Origin of the sequence: Pseudomonas sp. WS 5532 (genome assembly GCF_012985445.1) — a bacterium.
Lineage (GTDB): Bacteria > Pseudomonadota > Gammaproteobacteria > Pseudomonadales > Pseudomonadaceae > Aquipseudomonas > Aquipseudomonas edaphica.
This window is the reverse complement of record NZ_JAAQWK010000009.1, coordinates 224790-247183: the sequence shown is the minus strand read 5'-3', so window position 1 is coordinate 247183 and position 22394 is coordinate 224790. Positions and strand designations below refer to the sequence as shown.

At 59.5% G+C, this 22394-nt stretch carries 23 protein-coding genes; 13 read left to right on the top strand and 10 right to left on the bottom strand.

Annotation, left to right across the window (positions count from 1 at the left end; genetic code table 11):
- Positions 1–2: 2 nt before the first annotated feature.
- Together mobA and HBO23_RS17720 are read left to right on the top strand one after the other, a co-directional pair.
- Entirely contained in the window at positions 3–605 is a 603-nt protein-coding gene (mobA, locus tag HBO23_RS17725; RefSeq protein WP_017136188.1) for a molybdenum cofactor guanylyltransferase MobA, read from the top strand.
- Between the two features lie 79 nt (positions 606–684).
- Entirely contained in the window at positions 685–906 is a 222-nt protein-coding gene (locus tag HBO23_RS17720; RefSeq protein WP_017136187.1) for a YgdI/YgdR family lipoprotein, read from the top strand.
- A 56-nt stretch (positions 907–962) separates the two neighbouring features.
- On the opposite strand, the gene HBO23_RS17715 is transcribed toward HBO23_RS17720, so the two are convergent.
- The 3 genes from HBO23_RS17715 to HBO23_RS17705 form a co-directional block, all read right to left on the bottom strand.
- The gene (locus HBO23_RS17715) at positions 963–1853 is read right to left on the bottom strand and encodes a pseudouridine synthase (RefSeq protein ID WP_099549059.1); all 891 of its coding nucleotides are present in this window, start codon (positions 1851–1853) and stop codon (positions 963–965) included.
- 71 nt (positions 1854–1924) lie between these two features.
- A complete protein-coding gene (locus tag HBO23_RS17710; RefSeq protein WP_003189932.1) occupies positions 1925–2260 on the bottom strand; it encodes a hypothetical protein in 336 nt (111 codons plus the stop codon).
- 118 nt (positions 2261–2378) lie between these two features.
- Positions 2379–3290: a LysR family transcriptional regulator gene (locus tag HBO23_RS17705; protein ID WP_099549060.1), complete on the bottom strand. Its 912-nt coding sequence runs from the start codon at positions 3288–3290 to the stop codon at positions 2379–2381.
- 166 nt (positions 3291–3456) lie between these two features.
- Between HBO23_RS17705 and lysA the strand changes: the two genes are divergently transcribed.
- Positions 3457–4779, top strand: coding sequence for a diaminopimelate decarboxylase (lysA, locus tag HBO23_RS17700; RefSeq protein WP_170038989.1), 1323 nt, complete (start codon positions 3457–3459; stop codon positions 4777–4779).
- A gap of 49 nt (positions 4780–4828) precedes the next feature.
- Here the strand turns inward: lysA and HBO23_RS17695 are convergent, their stop codons facing one another.
- Together HBO23_RS17695 and HBO23_RS17690 are read right to left on the bottom strand one after the other, a co-directional pair.
- Positions 4829–5065, bottom strand: coding sequence for a glutaredoxin family protein (locus HBO23_RS17695; RefSeq protein ID WP_170038987.1), 237 nt, complete (start codon positions 5063–5065; stop codon positions 4829–4831).
- An 89-nt stretch (positions 5066–5154) separates the two neighbouring features.
- A complete protein-coding gene (locus tag HBO23_RS17690; protein ID WP_138450029.1) occupies positions 5155–6363 on the bottom strand; it encodes an ammonium transporter in 1209 nt (402 codons plus the stop codon).
- A 352-nt stretch (positions 6364–6715) separates the two neighbouring features.
- On the opposite strand from HBO23_RS17690, the gene HBO23_RS17685 reads away from it, so the two are divergent.
- The 8 genes from HBO23_RS17685 (at position 6716) to HBO23_RS17650 (ending at position 15503) form a co-directional block, all read left to right on the top strand.
- Positions 6716–7030 carry a YqjD family protein gene (locus HBO23_RS17685; RefSeq protein ID WP_017136182.1) on the top strand — a complete coding sequence of 105 codons (315 nt, stop codon included), beginning with the start codon at positions 6716–6718 and terminating at the stop codon, positions 7028–7030.
- Between the two features lie 5 nt (positions 7031–7035).
- On the top strand, positions 7036–7425 hold the full coding sequence (locus HBO23_RS17680; protein WP_017136181.1) for a phage holin family protein: 390 nt from the start codon (positions 7036–7038) through the stop codon (positions 7423–7425).
- Positions 7422–7754, top strand: coding sequence for a hypothetical protein (locus HBO23_RS17675; RefSeq protein WP_017136180.1), 333 nt, complete (start codon positions 7422–7424; stop codon positions 7752–7754). The genes HBO23_RS17680 and HBO23_RS17675 overlap by 4 nt, the downstream gene beginning before the upstream one ends.
- A 93-nt stretch (positions 7755–7847) precedes the next feature.
- Complete coding sequence (locus HBO23_RS17670; protein ID WP_169985702.1) at positions 7848–9011, top strand: EAL domain-containing protein; 1164 nt, start codon at positions 7848–7850, stop codon at positions 9009–9011.
- A gap of 71 nt (positions 9012–9082) precedes the next feature.
- Entirely contained in the window at positions 9083–10414 is a 1332-nt protein-coding gene (locus HBO23_RS17665; protein ID WP_017136178.1) for a deoxyguanosinetriphosphate triphosphohydrolase, read from the top strand.
- A 166-nt stretch (positions 10415–10580) separates the two neighbouring features.
- Entirely contained in the window at positions 10581–10976 is a 396-nt protein-coding gene (locus HBO23_RS17660) for a response regulator (protein WP_017136177.1), read from the top strand.
- A 256-nt stretch (positions 10977–11232) separates the two neighbouring features.
- Positions 11233–11859, top strand: coding sequence for a response regulator transcription factor (locus HBO23_RS17655; RefSeq protein WP_017136176.1), 627 nt, complete (start codon positions 11233–11235; stop codon positions 11857–11859).
- 8 nt (positions 11860–11867) lie between these two features.
- Entirely contained in the window at positions 11868–15503 is a 3636-nt protein-coding gene (locus HBO23_RS17650) for a transporter substrate-binding domain-containing protein (protein WP_170038985.1), read from the top strand.
- A gap of 25 nt (positions 15504–15528) precedes the next feature.
- On the opposite strand, the gene HBO23_RS17645 is transcribed toward HBO23_RS17650, so the two are convergent.
- Together HBO23_RS17645 and HBO23_RS17640 are read right to left on the bottom strand one after the other, a co-directional pair.
- Positions 15529–16011: a GAF domain-containing protein gene (locus HBO23_RS17645; RefSeq protein ID WP_017136174.1), complete on the bottom strand. Its 483-nt coding sequence runs from the start codon at positions 16009–16011 to the stop codon at positions 15529–15531.
- The gene (locus tag HBO23_RS17640; protein WP_017136173.1) at positions 16008–16898 is read right to left on the bottom strand and encodes an ATP-binding protein; all 891 of its coding nucleotides are present in this window, start codon (positions 16896–16898) and stop codon (positions 16008–16010) included. The genes HBO23_RS17645 and HBO23_RS17640 overlap by 4 nt, the downstream gene beginning before the upstream one ends.
- 163 nt (positions 16899–17061) lie before the next feature.
- On the opposite strand from HBO23_RS17640, the gene HBO23_RS17635 reads away from it, so the two are divergent.
- On the top strand, positions 17062–19371 hold the full coding sequence (locus HBO23_RS17635) for a response regulator (RefSeq protein WP_170038982.1): 2310 nt from the start codon (positions 17062–17064) through the stop codon (positions 19369–19371).
- Here the strand turns inward: HBO23_RS17635 and HBO23_RS17630 are convergent.
- The 3 genes from HBO23_RS17630 to msrB form a co-directional block, all read right to left on the bottom strand.
- Positions 19325–19816, bottom strand: coding sequence for a MarR family transcriptional regulator (locus HBO23_RS17630; protein WP_017136171.1), 492 nt, complete (start codon positions 19814–19816; stop codon positions 19325–19327). The genes HBO23_RS17635 and HBO23_RS17630 overlap by 47 nt on opposite strands.
- Positions 19813–20298 carry a glutathione peroxidase gene (locus HBO23_RS17625; protein WP_099549066.1) on the bottom strand — a complete coding sequence of 162 codons (486 nt, stop codon included), beginning with the start codon at positions 20296–20298 and terminating at the stop codon, positions 19813–19815. The genes HBO23_RS17630 and HBO23_RS17625 overlap by 4 nt, the downstream gene beginning before the upstream one ends.
- 206 nt (positions 20299–20504) lie before the next feature.
- Entirely contained in the window at positions 20505–20897 is a 393-nt protein-coding gene (gene msrB, locus HBO23_RS17620; protein WP_017136169.1) for a peptide-methionine (R)-S-oxide reductase MsrB, read from the bottom strand.
- A 202-nt stretch (positions 20898–21099) separates the two neighbouring features.
- Here msrB and HBO23_RS17615 point away from each other — a divergent pair, with 202 nt between their 5' ends.
- Positions 21100–22311, top strand: coding sequence for a pyridoxal phosphate-dependent aminotransferase (locus tag HBO23_RS17615; RefSeq protein ID WP_170038979.1), 1212 nt, complete (start codon positions 21100–21102; stop codon positions 22309–22311).
- Positions 22312–22394: the final 83 nt, after the last annotated feature.

The window sequence follows — 22394 nt, the reverse complement described above, 5'->3', positions numbered from 1 at the left end:
CCATGTCGCTTGATTCTTCGCCCCTGCCTTGTTCGATCCTGCTGCTGGCCGGCGGCCGTGGCCAACGCATGGGCGGCCAGGACAAAGGCCTGCTGCCCTGGCACGGCCAGCCATTGGTTGCACATTTGCAGCGCCTGACCCGACCGCTGACCAATGACCTGATCATCTCGTGCAACCGCAACCATGAGCAGTACGCGCCCTATGCCGACCAGTTGGTGAGCGACGACAGCCCGGACTTCCCCGGCCCGCTGGCGGGCATCCGCGCGGGCCTGGCCGCCGCGCGCCATGCGCATGTGCTGATACTGCCGTGTGACGTACCCAACATCGACGTGGGACTGTTGGCCGATTTGTGTGAGACGGCACACCGCAACCCGCAGGTGCCGGTGATGGTACGCCATGGCGAGTTCTGGGAACCCTTGATCTGCATCATCCCCACCCACCTCAAAACCCAGGTACAACAGGCATGGGACGCCGGTGAGCGCAGCCCGCGCAAGATATTCCTGCAGTTGGGCGGTGTGGGCCTGGAATGCCAAGCTGACGACCCACGCCTGGCCAATCTGAATACACCCGAGCTGTTGCACCCTGGGTCTGGCGTGTCAGAATGAACCTCGCACAAGGAACTTTGTCGACGCCATGCGCGTCACAAGGTCAGCTATTTAAAAGAATTCTCTTGGAGACAAACTCATGACTCAACGGACCATCGCCGCTCTCATGCTTGCACTGGGCCTCGCCACTCTCGCCGGTTGCGCTTCGCCTACAGTGATCACCCTGAATGACGGTCGCGAAATCCAGGCCGTCGACACCCCTAAATACGACAAGGCTTCGGGCTTCTACGAGTTCGAACAACTTGACGGCAAGCAGACCCGTATCAACAAGGATCAGGTTCGCACCGTTAAAGACCTGTAAGTCTTAAGCGTTTGCCCACAAGGCCCGCCATGTGCGGGCCTTGTCGTTTCTGGCGGTTACCAGTCGAGGGTGATGCGGCTGCGAAAATGGCGTTGTTCACCGGTCACCGGGTCAATAAAGCGCACGCCCTGGGCCAGCAGTTTGAGTGGGTTGGCGTAGTCGTCCTCGGCATCCTTGAGCACATCGGGGTAGAACGGGTCGTTGCAGATACTCGCCCCCAGCGCCGTCATGTGCACCCGCAGCTGGTGCTTCTTGCCGGTCACGGGGAACAGGCCGTAGCGCCACAGATCGCCATTTTTCTCGCGCACTTGCACCGCCGTTTCGGTGTTGCTGGCGCCCGGCCCTTCCTGCATGCGAAAGAACGGCTGGCCATCGACCAGGCGACTTTTATGCACCAGCGGGAAGGTCAGGTCGGGTAAGGCCGGGGCAATGGCTTCGTAGAATTTATCGATGCGCCGTGTGGGAAACAGCTGTTGATACGCCGACCGGGTTTGCGGGTTGGCCGAGAACAGCACCAGCCCCGCCGTGTGCCGATCAATGCGATGCAGGGGCACCAGCGCGGGGTTATCCAGGCGACGAATCAGGCGGCGCAACAGGGTTTGTTCGACGTATTCGCCGGCCGGGGTCACCGGCAGAAAGTGTGGTTTGTCGGCCACTACCAAGTGCTCATCGGCATACAGGATGCTTTCCTGAACCGGGATCACCTTCTCATTCGGCACTTCGCGGAAATAATAAATGCACAGGCCTTCCTTGTAGGCGAGGTCCAGGCTGATTGGCAGGCCATTGATGTCCAAGACGCGGCCACGGGCGACGCGGTCCAGCCAGTGTTCACGGCTGATCGCCGGAAAGTGCTCGCACAGGCAATCGAGCACTGTCGCCCACGGGCCGGGTGGCAGATACAAGGTGCTGGCTTGATGCTGGGACGCAGAGAAAGCGGATGTGGACATGCAATGCTCGAAACCTGGATAAACCGGCAGGCATTATCCCGCATGGAACGCGATTGGGCCTAGGGCGGATCTCAGGCCTTGGCCAATTGCGCTCGCAACACCGGCGAGGCGCTGGCCGCCTCGGTAAATTCCTTGAGCCAGCGCAACACGTCCACCGCTTCCCAGCGGCCGGGATCGTAGAGCGCGTACAACAAGCCCTGGTAACCCACCACGTCCAGCTGCTTGTGGTAACCAGCGCGCTGGAACAACGCCTCGATCTCGGCGAAGCAGGTATTGAAATGCACTTTGTTAAACGGCGTCTTGCCTTCCGTGACCAGGCCGTCGAGGCGCAGCTCATTCACCGCGTCGCGCACGACGTCGGCGGACATGCGATTGACGCTGCTTTTCAGTTGTTCAACATTCACCACGGGCGTTCCCTCTATTCAATCGCTGTACAAACATACAGTAACTTAATATTCGGAAACTCGCCATCGCGAAAACGCGCCTGTGCAATCAAGACCACCCGTGCGCGACCAGTGGGCCTGCTCAGAGGTTCTGCAACTGAGCACTTATGCGCTGACAATGGCTGCGCAGCACATCCACAAAGTGAATGACGCTGGACGATTCAGGGCGGTGCAACGGCCGCACGACACTCACACAGTAAGAAATCGAATGGGAAAAACGCCGGATCTGCAAACCTCTGCCTACATAGTCCAGAGCGGTGAGCGGATTGACGATTGCAACGCCCACACCCAGGTTTACGGTCGCACACACAGCGCTGGCGTTATGCGTTTCGACCACCAGCCGTCTCTCAATGCCCGCCTGCTGAAAGATCGCGTCGGTTTTGATCCTGTAGGGGTCATCCGCCGCAAGGTAAACAAAGTTTTGCCCATTGAAGTCCTCTGGCGTGAGGACTGCTTTTGCATTGAGCACATGATGAGAAGGCAATACACACACCACATCAAGGTTTAACAAGGTTTCGCTGTGGGTTCCAGGTGGTGTCTCAAGGGTTTCAGTCAGCCCCAAATGATAACGTTGAGCCGTCAGTGACTCTTCCAGGGCGGGAGATTCCTGCGGCGTGACATTGATGCTGACACCCGGGAATTTAATACAAAAATCCTGGCAGACCTGTGGCAGCAAGGCATTCGAAAACGCCGGCTGGCAGGTCAGCGAAATTTGCCCATGGCGAAAGTGCCGGATGGCCTCAGCGGCGTTCTTGACGCGAGCCAGGCCCACATAGCTGCGCTGAACTTCATCGAAGAGCATCAGGCCATGCTCGGTGGGAATCAGTTTCGCGCCCGCGCGTTTGAACAAGGTCAACTGAGTCAAAGTTTCAAAACGACTCAGCTCGCGGCTGATAGTGGGCTGCGAGGTATGCAGCAATGCCGCGGCAGCGGTTGCACTGCCGGTGGTCATGACCGCCCAGAACACTTCCACATGGCGAAAACTGAAATTCATGAGCAAACCCACGCGTTGAATTGAATGGGTCGAACCATATCAGAAATGAATAGATGGCCATCATTTTGATATTTTTTCTTTATTTTTTCGCCATGCACACTTGCATCGTCTGCGCCGAGAAAGTTGTCAGTGCGTTTAGTCGGAGTCATCCAATCGAGGTAGGAAGATGGACCATTTTAATTTTATCAACGGCCATTTACATGTAGAGCAAGTGGATGTAAATGCCATTGTCGAACAGCACGGCAGCCCTGTTTATCTCTATTCAGCACAGACGCTGAAAAATCACTATGCCGTACTACAAAACGCATTTTCTGCACTGGCGCCTTTGATTTGTTTCTCGGTTAAAAGCTGCAGCAATCTCAGCGTCCTCAAGCTCTTGGTCGACCAAGGATCCGGCCTCGATGTGGTCAGTGGCGGTGAACTGTACCGGGCACTGATGGCAGGCGTGACCGCAGACAAGATAGTGTTCGCGGGTGTCGGCAAGTCCCACGAAGAAATCAGCTATGCCGTTGACGTGGGCGTATTCCTTTTCAATGTGGAGTCCGAGGCAGAGTTGCTGCGCCTGGATGCGGTAGCGTCGGCGGCCGGCAAGCGTGTAAAGGTGGCCATTCGGGTCAATCCGGATGTGGTGGATGCCGGTACCCATGAGAAAACGGCCACTGGCGGCCGCCAGACGAAATTTGGCATACCGATTGAACGCGCCTATGAACTGTTTGCCCCAAAGCGTTACGCGAGCGTCGATGTCGTTGGCATCCATATACATCTCGGGTCCCCGATCCCATCGGCCCACACCTACTTGTCTGCCATCGACAAGATTGAAGAAATGGTCAACCGGCTTCAGGCCGCTGACTGCCCGATTGAGTTCATCAATATCGGCGGTGGGTTTCCAGCGCAATACGGAAACGAAAGCAATCCCGTCTGTTCATTGACTGAAACGGGAGCGCATATTTGTGAGCGTCTGCAAGAACTGAAACGTCGTGGTCTGCGCTTCATCATTGAGCCGGGCCGTTCGATCAGCGCGAACGCGGGCGTTTTACTCACCACGGTCGAGTACATCAAACAAGGCTGGGATCGCAAGATTGCAATTGTTGATGCGGGTATGAACGTCCTGCTGCGCCCCACTTTATACGGCGCGAATCACGTCATCTGGCCAACCCGATTTGGCGACTTTTCCGGCCATTGGACGGCGTTGAGCGAAAGCGTCCGTGAGGCGGGAGCCGCGCCTCTGGAAGAGGTCGACATTGTTGGCCCCATTTGTGAAACCGGCGATCACTTCGCATTAGGCCGGCCCTTGCCCGTACTGGAAGACGCAAGCTTGTTGGCGATTTTCTCATGTGGCGCTTATGGGATGAGCATGGCCAGCCAATACAACTCCCGAGGGCGCCCACCAGAAGTGCTGGTGGAGGGAGCACACGCCAAATTGATACGGCGGCGCGAAACCCACGATGACTTGATCGCGCATGAGCGCTGCGGTCTGGAGAACACTTAAAGCGCTTGAACAACCAAAGCCTGGTGTTCGGCAAGCCACCGGGTTCGCGCTATTTAAGGAAGTTGACCACCTGTTCGCTCTCAAACGGCCAATCCAGCTCCGCCCCTGTATCGGCGCGCCGAAGCACCGGGATGCGCAGCCCGTAAACTTCAGTGAGGTCGTCGGGGTCAGTAATATCCACTAACTCCACCAGCAACCCGCCCTCGACGAGCGGCATGATTTCGGCTTCAGCAAGCTCACAGAGATGGCAACCCAGGGTGCCGAACAACTGGCATTCAGGAAGCATGGCGAATGGACCCGATCAAAAACAGGCAACCATTCTAAGCCCACCCACCTGACTGTGGCGAGCGGGCCAGCCTGTTGCCAGACAGTCGATCAATCCTGGCTGACCGCACCAATTTTGTGAATCGACAGATCCGCGCCGTAATACTCCTGCTCCTGACTCAGGCGCAGCCCGTGTACGCGCTTGATCACGCCGTATACCAGCAAGCCGCCGCCCAGTGCCACGGCCACGCCCAGCGCGGTGCCGATCAACTGGCTGATCAGGCTGACGCCGCCCAGGCCACCGAATGCGGTCTGGCCAAAGATCCCGCAGGCAATGCCGCCCCACACACCACACAGGCCATGCAGCGGCCATACGCCCAGCACGTCGTCGATCTTCCAGCGATCCTGGGCGGCGATAAAGCACCACACGAACAGCCCACCCGCGACCACACCGGTGACCAGCGCGCCCACCGGGTGCATCAGGTCGGAGCCGGCGCAAATCGCCACCAGCCCTGCCAGCGGGCCGTTGTGCAGGAAGCCAGGGTCATTGCGGCCGATCACCAAGGCCGCGACCGTACCGCCGACCATCGCCATCAGTGAGTTGACGGCGACAAGGCCGCTGACACCGTTGAGGGTTTGCGCGCTCATCACGTTAAAGCCGAACCAGCCGACGATCAGAATCCACGAACCCAGCGCCAGGAACGGAATGCTCGAAGGCGCAAACGCGACCAGCCGCCCTTCCCTGTAGCGCCCGTTGCGCGGGCCCAACAGCAGCACCGCCGCCAGCGCCAGCCAGCCGCCCATGGCGTGCACCACCACGGAGCCGGCAAAGTCATGGAAGCTGGCGCCAAAGCGCGCGAGCAACCAGGCTTGCAGGCCAAAATTGCCGTTCCACACCATGCCTTCGAAAAACGGGTAGATAAACGCCACGATCAGCGCGGTGGCACACAGCTGCGGGGCGAACTTGGCGCGTTCGGCAATGCCGCCGGAAATGATCGCCGGGATCGCTGCCGCGAAGGTCAACAGAAAGAAGAACTTCACCAGGCCATAGCCGTGATCGGCGCTGATCACCGCCGCCGGCTGCATAAAGCTCACGCCATAGGAGATCCAATAGCCTATAAAGAAATAAGCCAGGGTCGAGATGGCGAAGTCACTGAGGATTTTCGACAGGGCGTTGACCTGGTTTTTCTGGCGCACGGTGCCGACTTCCAGGAACGCGAAGCCGGCGTGCATGGCCAGGACCATGACCGCACCAATCAGGATAAACAGGGTATTGGAGCTGTGGACGAGGGTGTCCACTGCGCTTTGCAAATTTTCCATGGAGGTTGGCAGGCCTGCATTCAAGGCAAAAAGCACCAAAGCGGTTCAAGCCAGGGTTGCGCGCACTAAATTGGCACCACCGGCACCGCCCCTCTTGAGAGGGCGTGAACCGCTTTAGCGCAGCGATCAACACAATGGGCCGTTGCCGACAGGGTTTTTCCGCGAGTTTGTGTGATTTAGGGTAAGGTTTTTCCAGGCATCGGCCTCGATCCGCCCCGACTCGGCGCAAGCCCCAGGGCCTGCGCACCAAGGCAAAGCAAAAGCTGTACCAGACAATTGAACTGAACCTTCACCGAAACCGGTGACTCGAAACCACACGTACCAAACAGATCAGCCAATCACGGAGATACCCATGGCCAGAAGAACTGCAAAGACTGCTCAAGAAATACTGATGGCGGATTTCCAAACCCTGGTCAGTGACACCGAAAAGTTGCTCGACGACACCGCCGTGCTGGCCGGTGACCAGGCCGATGAGCTGCGCAGCAAGATTCACGAGAGCCTGCTCAAAGCCCGTGAAACCCTGCAACTGACCGAAGATTCCCTGCGTGAACGCGGCCAGGCGGCGGTCACGGCCACCGAAGATTACGTTCAGGCCAACCCTTGGCAGTCTGTAGGCATTGCCGCCGGCGTGGGCTTTTTGATCGGTCTGCTGGCTACAAGGCGCTAACTATCATGTCTATCGGCGAAACCGGCTCGTCCACGGGCACCAGTTCCACTTCACGACGCCTGGGCGCAGCCGTTCTGGGCTTGCTGCACAGCCACGTCGAATTATTTGGCATCGAGTTGCAGGAACAGAAGGCCCGCACCGTGAGCCTGCTGCTGTTTGCAGGCTTGGCGCTGGTGTTTGCGCTGTTATTGCTGGTGGGGTTGTCGACGTTGGTGATGATTCTGGTGTGGGACACCGGCTATCGTCTCACCGGGATTATCTGCCTTTGCGTGTTCTACAGCCTGGCCGCGGCCTTCTGCGGGGTGCGCTTGAAAGCGGCGGTGTTCGATGAGTCCACGCCCTTCCACGCCACCCTTGAAGAGTTGGCCAATGATCGGGAGCGCCTGCTGCCATGAGCATGACTGAAATCCCGCAAAACACCTCGCGCCGGGAAATGCGCAAGGCGTTGATTCGCCTGCGCATGGAAATGCATCGCCAGGAGATCCGTCACGAGTCCCAGCAACTGATGGCGCCGTTGAACAAAATGCGCGACATGCGCCACAACTGGCAAGACAGCCTGGGCATCAAGCACGCGCCGCTGTGGGGCGTGGCGGCGGTGACCCTGATGGGCTTTTTCACCGGCAAGGGCGCCAAGGGCGGCGGCATCAGCAGCCTGACGCGCCTGGTGCGGCTGGGTGCCGGTTTGATCCCGCTGATCAAATTGGCCATGCAGCGTAAAGGCTGAAGCTGGCTGGCTGCATTCTTGCAAACAGAATCGGCCCGGCCCTCGTCACTGAGGGCCGGGCCTTTTTTTCGCCAGCTCTCTTAAGGAGGCCCCGTGATCGACGGGCAACCGCTCGCCTGTTTCCAGCCATTCATCGACACCGCCACCGGGCGCATTGCCGGCGTCGAGGCCCTGGGCCGCTTGCGTCAGGCCGATGGTCACTTGCAGTCGGTAGGCCCGCTGTTTGCCGACCCACGCACACCGGGTGTGGCCCTGCGCCGTCTGGACCGGCAGATCCGCGAAAACGCCTTGAGCCGCCTGCATGAAGCCCCCGCCGACTGGTTTCTGAGCCTGAACATCTCACCGCGCTGGATCAACCGCCTGCGCCCTGGCCAAGCCTTGCCCAGCCTGAAACAAGTGCAGGCCCACAATGTCGATCCGCGGCGCATTGTGTTTGAAATCACCGAACTGGGCGGCGACATCCAGCGCCTGGCCGAGGTGGTCGCACGCTACCGCGATGCTGGCGCACGCATCGCCATCGATGACTTCGGTGCCGGCTATTCGCAACTCGACCGCGTACTGGCGCTGCAGCCGGATATTCTCAAGCTCGACATGCGACTGTTCCAGGAAGCCGCCAAAGGCGGGCCGAGCAGTGACGTGGTGCGGGCACTGGCGCAAATGGCCGAAAAAACCGGCTGCTGGATCATCGCCGAGGGCGTGGAAACCGAGGCGCAACTGAATTTTGCCCTGGAGTGCGGCGCGCGTTATGTGCAGGGTTATCTGTTTGCCCAGGCCCAACTGGACTGGTTTGCGGCCGATGCGTTCGTCGCGCGCTTTGCCCAACTGCGCGGGGTTTACGTGCAACACAAACTCGCCGAGCGTGGCCGTGTGATGCAGTTGCGCGTGCAATTGGCCGAGCTGATGAGCATCCTCCAACGCTGGGCACAGGCCCGCGCGCCGCTCGATCAACTGCCCCAATTGCCGGACTTTCCATGGCTGCTGCGCTTTTACCAGTGCGACCGCCATGGCACCCAGCTGACGCCCAACTTCGAGTGGCGCCAGGATGCCTGGCAGGCCGACAGCCGCTACCTGGGCCACAACTGGTCATGGCGGCCATACTTCTATCACCTGCTCGCCGAAGGCTGGGAGGAGCGGCGCCTGACGCTGTCGTCGACCTACCGCGATGCCACTACCAACCAATACTGCCTCACCGCCGGGCAGTTCTTCGATAACGGTCAGCGCTTGCTGTTAATCGATATCGATGCGGCCGGCCTGTAGATTTTTGCTTGCCGATGCCGCGCTGAACCGGGAAGCTGGGAGGGTCATTCACCGCACGGAGAGTAACCGCCTTGGATTGGCCCACCCTGCTTACCCGCGAACGTCTTGGAAAACCCCTGCACAGCCCGGAAGAACTCGGCCGTAGTCCGTTCCACAAAGACCACGATCGGATTATTTTCTCCGGCGCGTTCCGCCGCCTGGGCCGCAAGACTCAAGTGCACCCGGTGTCCAGTAATGACCATATCCATACACGTCTGACCCACTCCCTGGAAGTCAGCTGCGTCGGCCGCTCCCTTGGCATGCGTGTCGGCGAAACCTTGCGCAGCGCCCTGCCCGACTGGTGCGAGCCAAGCGACCTGGGCATGGTGGTGCAATCGGCTTGCCTGGCCCATGACATCGGCAACCCGCCGTTCGGGCACTCGGGTGAAGATGCCATTCGCCACTGGTTCCAACAGGCGGCCGGACGCGGCTGGCTGGATGACATGAGCAGTGCCGAACGCAACGATTTCCTCAATTTCGAAGGCAATGCCCAAGGCTTCAGGGTGCTTACCCAGCTGGAGTACCACCAGTTCGACGGCGGCACACGGCTGACCTACGCCACCCTCGGCACTTACCTGAAGTACCCCTGGACCGCCCGCCACGCGGATTCGTTGGGCTACAAGAAGCATAAGTTCGGTTGTTATCAGAGCGAGTTGCCGATCCTTGAACAGATCGCCCACAAGCTCGGCCTGCCCCAGCTGGAAGAGCAACGCTGGGCCCGTCACCCGCTGGTCTACCTGATGGAGGCGGCCGATGATATCTGCTACGCCTTGATCGACCTCGAAGACGGCCTGGAAATGGAGCTGCTCGAATATGCCGAAGTCGAGTCGCTGCTGCTCGACCTGGTGGGTGATGATTTGCCCCAGACCTACCGGCAACTGGGCCCGCAGGATTCACGCCGGCGCAAGCTGGCGATCCTGCGCGGCAAGGCCATCGAGCACCTGACCAACGCAGCGGCACGCGCCTTCGTCGAGCAGCAGGACGCATTGCTCGCCGGCACACTGCCGGGCGACCTGGTGGAACACATGCACGGCCCGGCCAAGCGCTGTGTACTGGACGCCAAGGACATGGCGCGCAAGAAAATCTTCCAGGACAAACGCAAGACCCTGCACGAGATCGGCGCCTACACCACCCTGGAAATCCTGCTGAACGCGTTTTGCGGTGCCGCCCTGGAGCAGCATGGCGGGCGCACGCCGTCGTTCAAGAACCGACGCATCCTTGACTTGCTGGGCAACAGCGCGCCGAACCCAGCCTGGTCGCTGCACGCTTCGTTTCTGCGCATGATCGACTTTATCGCCGGCATGACCGACAGCTACGCCACCGAAATGGCACGGGAGATGACCGGGCGATCCAGCCCACAGTAAAACCTTAGGTTATGCCGCCTGCGTCCCGTACAGACTTTACCTACGACGGGAACAGAGCGGCCTGATCGAATTCGCACATCCGCTCGAGGAATAATCGAGCACGCTTCTTGCGAACCCGACACGCAATTCCTACGTCACGCCCCTCTGACTGAGCCATGTGCCTTCTATGCCCATACCCCGTCTTCGAATCCTATTGGTGGAGGATCATCCCTTTCAACTCCTGGCCACGCAGTGCCTGCTCAAAAGCTTCGGTTTCGAACAACTGACCCTTGCGGAAAATGCCGAGCAGGCGATCCGCTCGATGTCTTGCGCCACCCGCCCCTTTGACTTGATGCTGTGCGATCAATGCCTGCCTGACCTGCCTGGGCTGGAACTGGTAGACATTGCCAGCCGCCAACACTTCATCACCGGCGCAATCCTGTTGAGCGGGCTGCCCGCAACAGAGTTGTCCAACCTGACACTCCAGGCCCGGCGGCGCGGGCTGCCCCTGCTTGGTTATTTATTGAAGCCCCTGAATAAAGATGCACTGACAGAGTTGATTGCGCCACTGCTCTCGTTATAACTGTAGGACTATAAACACCGTTCACCGGTAAACAATCGCCGCAAAACCATCGCCGAATCCCAGGCACGGCTCCAAGGCTTACTGATCCAACTATTACTTACATCCGACGACGCAAAGCCTTATCGAACCGTAGGTCGTTACCTTTTATTATGTAGGAATTCTCCTGTTTTATATCTACTCCCCCCAACGCTCGTCCTCCTCCCTCTTCTTCTGAGCTAATGTGCCCGCTTTATTTGCACTTGCATGGAATATGATTATGAACACGGTTTTTATCATTGATGATCACCCGGTTATCAGGCTGGCGATTCGCATGTTGCTGGAACACGAAGGTTATAAAATCGTTGGCGAAACGGACAACGGTTGTGACGCGATACAAATGGTTCGCGAATGCCTGCCCGACCTGATCATCCTGGACATCAGTATTCCAAAACTCGACGGCCTCGAAGTGCTCTGCCGATTCAACGCGATGAACACCTCGATGAAAACCCTGATCCTGACGGCCCAGAGCCCGACGTTGTTTGCCACCCGCTGCATGCGCTCGGGCGCAGACGGCTATGTGTGCAAGGAAGGCGACCTGAGCGAACTGCTGAGTGCCATTCGTGCGGTACTGTCTGGCTACAACTACTTCCCCAGCCAGGCACTCAATTCCAATGGCGCCGACAGCAAGGACGCACTGGAACTTGAGTTATTCAAGGCCGTGAACGACCGGGAACTGATGGTGCTGCAACTTTTTGCACAAGGTCGTACAAACAAAGAAATCGCCAAAGGTATGTTTCTAAGTAACAAGACAGTAAGTACCTACAAAAAAAGGCTGATGCAAAAACTTAAAGCCAAGTCCTTGGTAGAACTTATCGAGATGGCAAAACGAAACGCGCTAGTGTGAGAAAGCGGATGCCAAGGCGTATAAAGGACTATCTGATTATATTATTGGCCGGCCTGTGCTTGAGCACTACCGTGCCCGCGGCCCCTCAAATCGGACCGGAACACTTCACCTTATTGAGCCGCGCGGGTACCGTTCAACTCGATATTCAGCTGGATAAGACCCAGCGCCAGTGGCTAATGTACAAACGCGAGCTGGTACTGGGCACCTCGGCACCCGACTATCCGCCCTTCGACCTCACCTCCAGCGGTCGCGACTATGAAGGCCTGACCGCCGATTACGCAGGGCTGCTGGCCAAAGCCATGGCCCTGCCCGTCAAGGTATTGCGTTATCCGACACGAGAAGCCGCGATCCATGCGCTGGAAACCGGGGAAATCGACCTGCTGGGCTCATCCAATGGCTTTGAGGCCGCCAACCCGAAACTCATCCTGTCGCAGCCGTATGCGGTGGACCAGCCCGTACTGGTGACCCGCGAAGGTGAAACGCGCAGTTTAAGCGATGGTCTGGCCGGCCTGCGCTTGAGCCTTGTTTATCACTACCTGCCGCTGAACGAAGTGGAAAAGTTATACCCGCAGGCGGATATCCGCGCCTTTCCTTCCTATCAAAACGCGCTCAATGCCGTGGCGTTCGATCAGGCGGATGTGTTTCTGGGGGACACTATTTCCACCCATTACATGATCAACAAGGGCTACCTCAAAAATATCCACATGGCCAACTTCGGCAAGCATGAAGCCTATGGGTTCAGCTTCGCCTTGCGTCACGATCAGGAGGTTCTACAGAGCATCGTCGACGCGGTGCTGACGGCCGTCCCCGTTAATGAACGAGACAGCATTGCCAAGCGCTGGAGCGCCGGCAGCGACATCTTGCTGACCGACAAGAAACTGCAACTGACCCAGCGTGAAGAGCGCTGGCTCAAAGATCACCCGGTGGTAAAAGTCGTGGTCAATGAGACGTTCGCGCCGCTGACGTTCTTCGATGCCGACGGCAACTTTCGCGGTATTACCGCCGACCTGCTGGAACTGATCCGCCTGCGCACCGGCCTGCGTTTTGAAATACAGCGCAGTCGCGAAGTCAGCACGATGATCGAGCAGCTCACCGCGGGTAAAGCCGATATCATCGGGGCCATCGTCCCCAGCACCGAACGCGAGGTTCAGCTCAGCTTCAGCCGCCCGTACCTGGAAAACTCCTACGTCCTGCTGACCCGCAAGGAGCCCGACGCGGCCACAAACCTGGAGCAGATGGCAGGCAAGCGCCTGGCAATCACCCTCGGTAACCCGCTGGAAAAAACCTTGCAAGAAAACTTCCCACAGATTCGCCTGGTGGAAGTCAGCGATACCTTCAAGGCCTCGGAAATGCTGGCTCAGGGAAGCGTGGACGGGGCAGTGAACTCACTGGTCATCGCCAACTATTTCCTGGCCTCCCAGGTGTTCCAGGACAAACTGCAGATCAGCGCCAGCATTGGCACGCTGCCCGCCACCTTCGCCCTGGCCACGCCGCGCGGTGCCGTCGAACTGAGCTCAATCCTGGACAAGGCGCTGCTGAGCATTGCCCCGGACGAAATGGGCGTGATCAACAGCCGCTGGCGCGGTTACACGCCAGCCTCGGACAGTTACTGGCGCAATTACCACCAACTGATTGCGCAAATCATCATTGGCACCGGGTTGCTGCTGCTGATTTCCCTGACCTGGAACGCCTACATGCGCCGCCAGATCAAGCACCGCAAAATGGCCGAGCGCGCCCTCAATGACCAGTTCGAGTTCATGCGCGCACTGGTTAATGAAACACCGCACCCAATCTATGTGCGTGATCGCAAGGGCCTGTTGCAGACCTGCAATGACAGCTACCTGCAAGTGTTCGGGGTCAAACGCGAAGAGGTCATCGGCAAGAGTGTGGTGCAAATGGACATGGCCCTGGCGCCTGAAGCCGCGCAGTACCATGCCGACTACCAACGGGTGGTGGTGGAAGGCACTCCGCTGATCCTTGATCGCACCCTGCACATTCACGGCAAAAAACTCACGATCTACCACTGGATCCTGCCCTATCGCGACTCGGACGGCGAAGTCCAGGGCATCATCGGTGGCTGGATCGATATCAGTGACCGGCGCCAACTGTTCGACGAGTTGCGCACTGCCAAGGAACGCGCCGACGAGGCGAACCGCGCCAAAAGCACCTTCCTCGCCACCATGAGCCATGAAATCCGCACGCCGATGAATGCCGTGATCGGGATGCTGGAACTGACGCTCAAGCGCGCCGATCAGGGCCATCTCGACCGTCCGGCTATCGAAGTGGCCTACAACTCGGCCAAGGACCTGCTGGAGCTGATCGGCGATATCCTCGACATTGCACGTATCGAATCCGGCCGCCTGAGCCTGGCTCCCGAGCGCGTGAACCTGCGCGAAGTGATCGAATCGGTGGTGCGCGTCTTCGATGGTCTGGCCCGCCAGAAAACCCTCAGCCTGTTACTCGAATTCGACCCCAACCTCGACAACACCGCCGTGCTGATAGACCCGCTGCGCTTCAAGCAGGTGCTGTCCAACCTGGTCAGCAACGCGATCAAGTTCACCGAGCGCGGGCAGGTGAAGATCAAGGTGCAGGTGCAAGCCACCGAGCAGCCCCAAGAGGTGCAGATGAAGCTGGTGGTCGAGGACACAGGCATCGGCATCAGCCGGGACGACCAATTGCGCCTGTTCGAACCCTTTGCCCAGGCGGACAACTCCGGGCACCTGGCCAGGAGCGGAGCGGGCCTGGGGCTGGTGATCTGTCGCAGCCTGTGCGAGATGATGGGTGGGCAACTGAGCCTGAGCAGCGTGCCAATGGTGGGCACTCAAGTGCAGGTCAGCCTGAAGATGACCTGCCTCAAGCCCATTGAAGCGCTGGACGAGCTCAAGTCTCAGGCGCCAACAGCCGCGGCGGTGCTCAATGTGCTGGTAGTGGACGACCACCCGGCGAACCGTTTGCTGATGTGCCAGCAATTAGGTTACCTCGGGCACCAGTTCACGGCAGCCCAACATGGCGCCGCCGGGTTTCAGGCCTGGCGCCAGGAGCACTTCGACCTGGTGATTGCCGATTGCAACATGCCCATCATGAATGGCTATGAGCTGAGCCGTTCGATCCGTGAATACGAGCAGCGAGAACAGCAGGTGCCCTGCGTAATCCTCGGTTTCACCGCCAATGCCCAACCCGAGGAGAAACTTCGCTGTGCGCAGGCGGGCATGAATGACTGCCTGTTCAAGCCCATCAGCCTCACTGCACTGGAGCAGCAACTGGCGCAGATCAAACCCCGATCCAGCGGCCAGCGGCTGGAACTCGATTGCCTGGACGCACTGACCGGAGGCGACCCGCAGTTGAGCCAGCGTTTGCTTGCGCAACTGTTAAGCAGCAGCCGTCAGGACCGCGAGGACCTGGTGGCCTTGATGGCCCGCCAGGCAGCGCCCCAGGCGATCATTGAGCAAGCCCACAAGATCAAGGGCGCCGCGCGCATCGTCCAGGCAAGTGCATTGGCCGCGCAATGCGAAGCACTGGAGCTGGCCTGCGCCCGCAACGAGGAGCGCCCCACGATAGACATGGGGGTCAAGGCCCTGGAAAAACTCATGCTGGAGCTGGAGAGGACGTTGCAAGTGCAGCTCCATAAGCTGGACAGCCAATAACGGCGGCCGACCCTCTCCTGCGGGATCAGCAGTCGGTCAACCGCAGGAAAATCGCCGCCAACTGCTCGATGCCCGCCTGGTCCTGCGCGGTAAAACGGGCCAGCGACGGGCTGTCCAGATCCAGGACACCCACCAGTAGGCCATCCTTGACCAATGGCACCACCAGTTCGCTGTTGGAGGCACTGTCACAGGCAATATGGCCTGGGAACGCATGCACATCTTCTACCCGCTGGGTTTGCCGGGATGCCGCCGCCGCACCGCAGACGCCACGACCGAAGGGAATACGCACGCAAGCGATCTGGCCCTGGAACGGGCCAAGCACCAGTTCTTCATTGCGATTGAGGTAGAAGCCCGCCCAGTTCAAGTCGTCCAACTGGTTGAACAGGAACGCCGAGAACTGCGCACTGTTGGCGATAAAGTCACGCTCATCGGCGAGCAGCGATTCCAGCTGCGCGCAGAGCATGGCGTAGCCATCCAGGCCGGTGCCGGCCTGTTGTAAATCGATCATGGTTGACGCTCCAACAACTTGAGACCCACCCAGTAACGGGCGAATTGATACGCGCAACGGCCGTTGCGGTTGCCACGCCCGGTGGCCCAGCGCACGGCCAGGATGTCGAGGGCTTCATCACGCTGCCACTGCAAGCCGGCCTTGCTGGCCAGTTCGCCGATCCAGTGTTCGACCACATCCAGGAAGTGTTCCTGGCTGAACGGATAGAACGACAGCCACAGGCCAAAACGGTCGGACAAGGCGATCTTGTCTTCCACCGCCTCGCTGGGGTGCAACTCACCGTCCACGCGCTTCCAATTGTCGTTGTCGCTCTGGTTTTCCGGCACCAGGTGACGACGGTTGGAGGTGGCATACAGCAACACATTTTCCGGCGCTTGCTCAAGGGAGCCGTCCAGTACGCTCTTGAGTACGCGATAATCGCCCTCACCCGCTTCGAAAGACAGGTCGTCACAGAACAGGATGAACCGTTGCGGCAGCTTGAGCAGTTGCTCGACCACGCGCGGCAGGTCAGCCAGGTGATCGCGCTCGATTTCAATCAGGCGCAAACCGGCCTTGGCATGCTGGGCCAGCAAAGCACGCACCATGGAAGATTTGCCGGTGCCGCGCGAGCCCCACAGCAACGCATGGTTGGCGGGCAGGCCATCGAGAAATTGCTGAGTGTTGCGAGCCAGTTGCTCACGTTGCTTGTCCACGCCGATAAGGTCGGACAGGCGCATGTCCAGGCTCACTTCCAGCGGGAGCAAAAAGCCAGTACGGCCTTCGCGCTGCCAACGGGCGGCGAGGCAGTTATTCCAATCGATGGCTTGGCGCGGTGCAGGTAACAGCGGTTCCAGGCGCGCAAGGACCGCATCGGCCCGCTCAAGAAAGGCATTCAATCGAGAATCCACGATTATTCCTCTGGCAAGTTCTTGCAAAAGATGGCGTATTGGCAACCCTGTGGCAGACCCCACGAGGCTGCGTATAAAACGATTCATGCCGGCCAAGCCAAAGCCTGTGGATGTTCAGCTATGCTTGCCGGGCGAAGGGAAACGTGAAGTGGTTCAACACCCGATGGATATCAAGTTCGCCCACCGCTTGTCTTATAAACAAGCTCGATTGACTGTGCTGGTCGGTTTCGTCTTGGGAACCTTGCTCAGCCTGATCCAAATCGGCATTGATTATGCCAGCGAAGACGCCTCGATCAACCGTGAAATACGCTCACTGATCGAAATCAGCCATAACCCTGCCTCACGTATCGCCTACAACATTGATGCCGAACTTGCCCAGGAACTGACCCTGGGCCTGTTGCACTCGCCGGCCATTACCCACGCGCAACTGGTCGATAACAATGGCGTGGTACTGGCCGACGTGAACCGGCCGCGCAAAGAGAGCGCCTACCGGCCCATCAGTGACTTCCTGTTTGGCGCCAACCGCTTGTTTGAAGATCGACTGTTCCTGAGCCACATGCCCGAGGATTCCCTCGGCGTGCTGCGCCTGGACGTCGACACCTACGCCTTTGGCAGCCGTTTCCTGCACCGCGCCGAGATAACCTTGCTCAACGGGTTCGCCCGCAGCCTGCTGCTGACAGGCATTCTGCTGGGCCTGTTCTACGTGATGCTGACCCAGCCACTGGTGCGCATCATCCGTGCCCTGAGCACCAGCAAGCAGGCTCGCCTGGATTGCCCGCCAGGTCACGAAAACGATGAAATCGGCGTGCTGGTGAACGTCGCCAACCAGCAATTCGAAAACATGCAGACCGAAATCCAGCAACGGCGCCATGCCGAGGACCGCCTCACCGAGTACCTGGGCCAACTGGAAGATATCGTCTCGGCACGCACTCTGGAGCTTAAGGCCAGCAACCAGCGCTTGAGCCAATCCAACGATGAACTCGAAGCCGCCAAATTGACCGCCCTGGCCATGGCCCAGGCGCGCGCCGCGTTCCTGGCCAATATGAGCCATGAGATCCGCACGCCGCTCAATGGCTTGCTGGGCATGATCGCGCTGTCGCTCGACAGCCCGCTGAACGCCGAACAACGCCAGCAACTGTCCATCGCCCACGATTCGGGCAAGGTGCTGGTGGAACTGCTCAACGATATCCTCGACCTGTCGAAATTCGACGCCGGCCAGTTGGAGCTCGAACGCATCCCGTTCGACCTCGGCTCATTGGTGGAAGACACCGCCAACCTGCTGTCGCAGAACGCGGCGCCGAGTGTCGAGTTGACCTGCCTGATCGACCCGCTGTTTCCTGCGCAAGTCATTGGCGACCCGACACGGGTGCGGCAAATCGTCAGCAACCTGCTTTCCAATGCCTTGAAGTTCACCCGCTTCGGGCGTGTGGACGTGCGCCTCAGTGCCGAGGGTGGCCGGGTAAAAATCGAAGTCTGTGACACCGGCATCGGCATTGCCCAGGAAGCGCAGGTGAAAATATTCCAGCCGTTTACCCAGGCCGGTGCGGGTATCACACGCCAGTTCGGCGGCACCGGGCTGGGGCTGGCGTTGACGCATAACCTGTGTGAAGCGATGAAGGGCCGCTTGAGCATCAGCTCGGAAGTCGGTTTTGGCAGCCAGTTCTGCGCCGACCTGCCGCTGCCCACACATTTGCCGGCCGCACGACAAGCGCCGCTGTTGGGCGAAGTCATCGCCATCACCAACACCGGGAGTGGCCTGGCGGAATTGCTCGGCACCTTGCTGCCGGCTTGGGGGCTGGCGCTGCGCTGCTACTCCCAGGATGACGACCTGACCGGGCTGGCCCCCGACCTGCTGATCACCGATTGCCCGGAGTGCCTGTTCCGCCTGCGCCCTGGCATCAGCGCGCCGATCCTGCTGGTGACGGCCTATGGCAACTTCATGCCCAGCGAAGAAGTCGCGGCTCTGATGCCGCTGCAGCAACAGGCACGCCCGTTGAGCCGCAACGCGCTGTATCAGATTCTGCAGCGCAACCTGCGCAGCGAGGCGCAACTGATCCTCGACCCTGTCCAGATAGAAGCCGTGCCCCTGGCACATCGCGCGCGCATCCTGCTGGTGGAGGACAACCCGGTCAATCAATTGGTAGCCAAGGGCATGCTCAGCAAGCTCGGCTGCGAAGTGATTGTGGCTGCCCATGGCGGCGAGGCGCTCAAGTTGCTGGAGGAGCAGCGCTTCGACATGGTGTTGATGGACTGCAATATGCCGGTGATGGACGGCTACGAGGCCAGCCGGCAGATTCGCCGCAGCGGGCGCTGGCCGGAGCTGCCTATCGTCGCCCTGACCGCCAACGCCCTGGCGGAAGAACGCGAGCGCTGCCGGGCGGCGGGAATGGATGACTACCTGGCCAAACCGTTTCGCCGCGAAGAGCTCAAAGCCCTGCTGGACCTGTGGGTGCCGAACTCGACAAGTTTTTGATCTGCGCCAGCAGCTCGTCCAGACCATTGCGCAACACGTCGGCCTGGTTCAGGTCGACACCGCTGTCGCACAGCAGCCGGGTTTTCAGGGCATGGGCCTGGTCGCGCAACTGTACGCCCGCGGGGCTCAGGCTCAGATGCACCTCGCGCTCATCCAGCGCGCTGCGCCGGCGCTGCACCAGCGCCAGCTGTTCCAGGCGCTTAAGCAGCGGCGTCAGCGTGCCAGAGTCCAGCATCAGGCGCTCGCCCAGGGCCTTGACCGTGGGTTGCGTTGGGGTCGCGCAGTGCCATTCCCACAACACCAGCATCGCCAGGTATTGCGGGTAGGTCAGGCCCAACTGATCGAGCATGGGCTTGTAAGCCCGCGTCACCGCTCGGGACGCGGCATAGAGCTTGAAACACAGCTGGTCGTCCAGCGCCAGGGACACGCGGGGCAAGTCGGTCATTTGAGCAGGGCTTCAATCTCTTGGGTCAGGGCTTCGGGCTTGGTGGTCGGGGCAAAACGCTTGACCACCTTGCCATCACGGCCGATCAGAAATTTGGTGAAGTTCCACTTGATACCTTTGGAGCCCAGCAGCCCCGGCGCTTGTTTTTTAAGTTGCACGAACAGTGGGTGGGCGTCGCTGCCATTCACGTCGATCTTCTTGAACAGCGGGAAGCTGACGCCGAAGTTCAGCTCGCAGAACTCGGAAATCGCCCCTTCGTTGCCTGGCTCCTGTTTGCCGAACTGATTGCAGGGAAAGCCCAGCACCACCAGACCCTGGTCCTTGTACTGCTGCCAAACCTGCTCCAGGCCTTTGTATTGTGGGGTGAAACCACATTTGCTGGCGGTGTTGACCACCAAAATGGCCTTGCCGGCAAAATCGGCCAAGGTCTTTTGCTCACCCTTGATGGTGGTGCACGGGATGCTCAGCAGGTTGTCGCTCATGGCAGCGCCTCGGATACGGAGAAAGAGCTATAAAGATAGTCGGCAATTCAATTGCGTGCAATTTAATTGACCGCAGTGATGCCTGCGCATAGATCGTTCCCACGCTCCGCGTGGGAATGCAGCCCAGAACGCTCTGCGTCCGCTTCTAAAGTCGTGACGCGAAGCGCCACAGGAGGCGTTCCCACGCGGAGCGTGGGAACGATCAGTCAGCGTGGAACGAGGTCCAGGCACACCGAGTTGATGCAGTAACGCAGGCCGGTGGGCGGCGGACCGTCCGGGAACACATGCCCCAGGTGCGCGTCGCACTTGGCACAGGTGACTTCGGTGCGGATCATGCCGTGGCTGATGTCACGGATCTCGATCATCGCGCTGTCGGCAATCGGCGCGTAGAAACTCGGCCAGCCGCAGCCGGAATCAAACTTGGTGGTGGAATCGAACAGCGGCTCATTGCAGCAAATGCAGTGGTACACGCCATCAGTCTTGGTGGCATTGTATTTGCCGCTGAAAGGTCGCTCGGTGCCTTTGAGACGGCACACGTTGTACTGCTCCGGATCGAGCATCGCCTTCCATTCTTCAACGGTTTTCTGCAACTTATCCATCGATACACCTCGGCAACTGAAAAACCCTGATCTGTGTCTTTTCCATGGATCAGGCGGCACGTATGATTGCGCCTCTTCAAAACGCCAGTCTGGCACCCGCGCTACCGGCATTCAAACGTATTTATGGGTGCGAGCCCCGCAGGTTTCGCAGTACGGTAGTGTCCACGCCGTCTGGATCGTTCATTTTCAGGATCACATCGCCATGCAGGTCAGCAAATCGAACAAGCTCGCCAACGTCTGCTACGACATTCGCGGCCCGGTGCTCAAGCACGCCAAACGCCTGGAAGAGGAAGGCCATCGCATCCTCAAGCTGAACATTGGCAACCCGGCGCCTTTTGGTTTCGAAGCGCCGGACGAAATCCTCCAGGACGTGATCCGCAACCTGCCGACAGCCCAGGGCTACAGCGACTCCAAGGGCCTGTTCAGCGCGCGTAAAGCCGTGATGCAGTACTACCAGCAAAAGCAGGTCGAAGGTGTCGGCATCGAAGACATCTACCTGGGTAATGGCGTGTCCGAGCTGATCGTGATGTCCATGCAGGCCTTGCTCAACAATGGCGATGAAGTGCTGGTGCCGGCGCCCGACTACCCGCTGTGGACCGCTGCCGTGACCCTCGCCGGCGGCCACCCGGCGCACTACCTGTGCGATGAAGGCGCGGACTGGTTCCCGGACCTGGCCGACATCAAGGCCAAGATCACCCCGAACACCAAGGCCCTGGTGATCATCAACCCGAACAACCCCACCGGCGCCGTCTATTCCAAAGAAGTGTTGCTGGGCATGCTCGAACTGGCGCGCCAGCACAACCTGGTGGTGTTCTCCGACGAGATCTACGACAAGATCCTCTACGACGACGCCGTGCACATCTGCACCGGCTCCCTGGCACCGGACCTGCTGTGCCTGACCTTCAATGGCCTGTCCAAGTCCTACCGGGTGGCGGGTTTCCGCTCCGGCTGGATCGCCATCTCAGGCCCCAAGCACAATGCCCAGAGCTACATCGAAGGCATCGACATGCTGGCCAATATGCGCCTGTGCGCCAACGTGCCGAGCCAACATGCGATCCAGACCGCTCTCGGCGGCTACCAGAGCATCAACGACCTGGTCTTGCCCCAGGGCCGTCTATTGGAGCAACGCAACCGCACCTGGGAACTGCTCAACGCGATCCCGGGCGTCAGCTGCGTGAAACCCATGGGCGCGTTGTATGCCTTCCCACGCATCGACCCGAAAGTCTGCCCGATCCTCAACGACGAGAAATTCGTGCTCGACCTGCTGCTGTCGGAAAAGCTGCTGGTGGTGCAGGGAACGGCGTTCAACTGGCCGTGGCCGGATCACTTCCGCGTGGTGACCTTGCCGCGTGTGGATGACCTGGACATGGCCATTGGTCGCATCGGCAACTTCCTCAAGTCCTATCGCCAGTAACCTAAAAGTCGCTGTACGACCGCCATTCGGTCGTACAGCGAGTATCTGGCAACACTTCTCTAGCCTGCCTACCCTCCTCGCTC

What these genes read in the sequence shown, in the direction of transcription:
- mobA (WP_017136188.1), top strand. Translation starts at nt 3, where the DNA reads ATGTCGCTTGATTCTTCGCCCCTGCCTTGTTCGATCCTGCTGCTGGCC.
- HBO23_RS17720 (WP_017136187.1), top strand. Translation starts at nt 685, where the DNA reads ATGACTCAACGGACCATCGCCGCTCTCATGCTTGCACTGGGCCTCGCC.
- HBO23_RS17715 (WP_099549059.1), bottom strand. Translation starts at nt 1,853, where the DNA reads ATGTCCACATCCGCTTTCTCTGCGTCCCAGCATCAAGCCAGCACCTTG.
- HBO23_RS17705 (WP_099549060.1), bottom strand. Translation starts at nt 3,290, where the DNA reads ATGAATTTCAGTTTTCGCCATGTGGAAGTGTTCTGGGCGGTCATGACC.
- lysA (WP_170038989.1), top strand. Translation starts at nt 3,457, where the DNA reads ATGGACCATTTTAATTTTATCAACGGCCATTTACATGTAGAGCAAGTG.
- HBO23_RS17695 (WP_170038987.1), bottom strand. Translation starts at nt 5,065, where the DNA reads ATGCTTCCTGAATGCCAGTTGTTCGGCACCCTGGGTTGCCATCTCTGT.
- HBO23_RS17690 (WP_138450029.1), bottom strand. Translation starts at nt 6,363, where the DNA reads ATGGAAAATTTGCAAAGCGCAGTGGACACCCTCGTCCACAGCTCCAAT.
- HBO23_RS17685 (WP_017136182.1), top strand. Translation starts at nt 6,716, where the DNA reads ATGGCCAGAAGAACTGCAAAGACTGCTCAAGAAATACTGATGGCGGAT.
- HBO23_RS17680 (WP_017136181.1), top strand. Translation starts at nt 7,036, where the DNA reads ATGTCTATCGGCGAAACCGGCTCGTCCACGGGCACCAGTTCCACTTCA.
- HBO23_RS17675 (WP_017136180.1), top strand. Translation starts at nt 7,422, where the DNA reads ATGAGCATGACTGAAATCCCGCAAAACACCTCGCGCCGGGAAATGCGC.
- HBO23_RS17660 (WP_017136177.1), top strand. Translation starts at nt 10,581, where the DNA reads ATGCCCATACCCCGTCTTCGAATCCTATTGGTGGAGGATCATCCCTTT.
- HBO23_RS17655 (WP_017136176.1), top strand. Translation starts at nt 11,233, where the DNA reads ATGAACACGGTTTTTATCATTGATGATCACCCGGTTATCAGGCTGGCG.
- HBO23_RS17650 (WP_170038985.1), top strand. Translation starts at nt 11,868, where the DNA reads ATGCCAAGGCGTATAAAGGACTATCTGATTATATTATTGGCCGGCCTG.
- HBO23_RS17645 (WP_017136174.1), bottom strand. Translation starts at nt 16,011, where the DNA reads ATGATCGATTTACAACAGGCCGGCACCGGCCTGGATGGCTACGCCATG.
- HBO23_RS17635 (WP_170038982.1), top strand. Translation starts at nt 17,062, where the DNA reads ATGGATATCAAGTTCGCCCACCGCTTGTCTTATAAACAAGCTCGATTG.
- HBO23_RS17630 (WP_017136171.1), bottom strand. Translation starts at nt 19,816, where the DNA reads ATGACCGACTTGCCCCGCGTGTCCCTGGCGCTGGACGACCAGCTGTGT.
- HBO23_RS17625 (WP_099549066.1), bottom strand. Translation starts at nt 20,298, where the DNA reads ATGAGCGACAACCTGCTGAGCATCCCGTGCACCACCATCAAGGGTGAG.
- msrB (WP_017136169.1), bottom strand. Translation starts at nt 20,897, where the DNA reads ATGGATAAGTTGCAGAAAACCGTTGAAGAATGGAAGGCGATGCTCGAT.
- HBO23_RS17615 (WP_170038979.1), top strand. Translation starts at nt 21,100, where the DNA reads ATGCAGGTCAGCAAATCGAACAAGCTCGCCAACGTCTGCTACGACATT.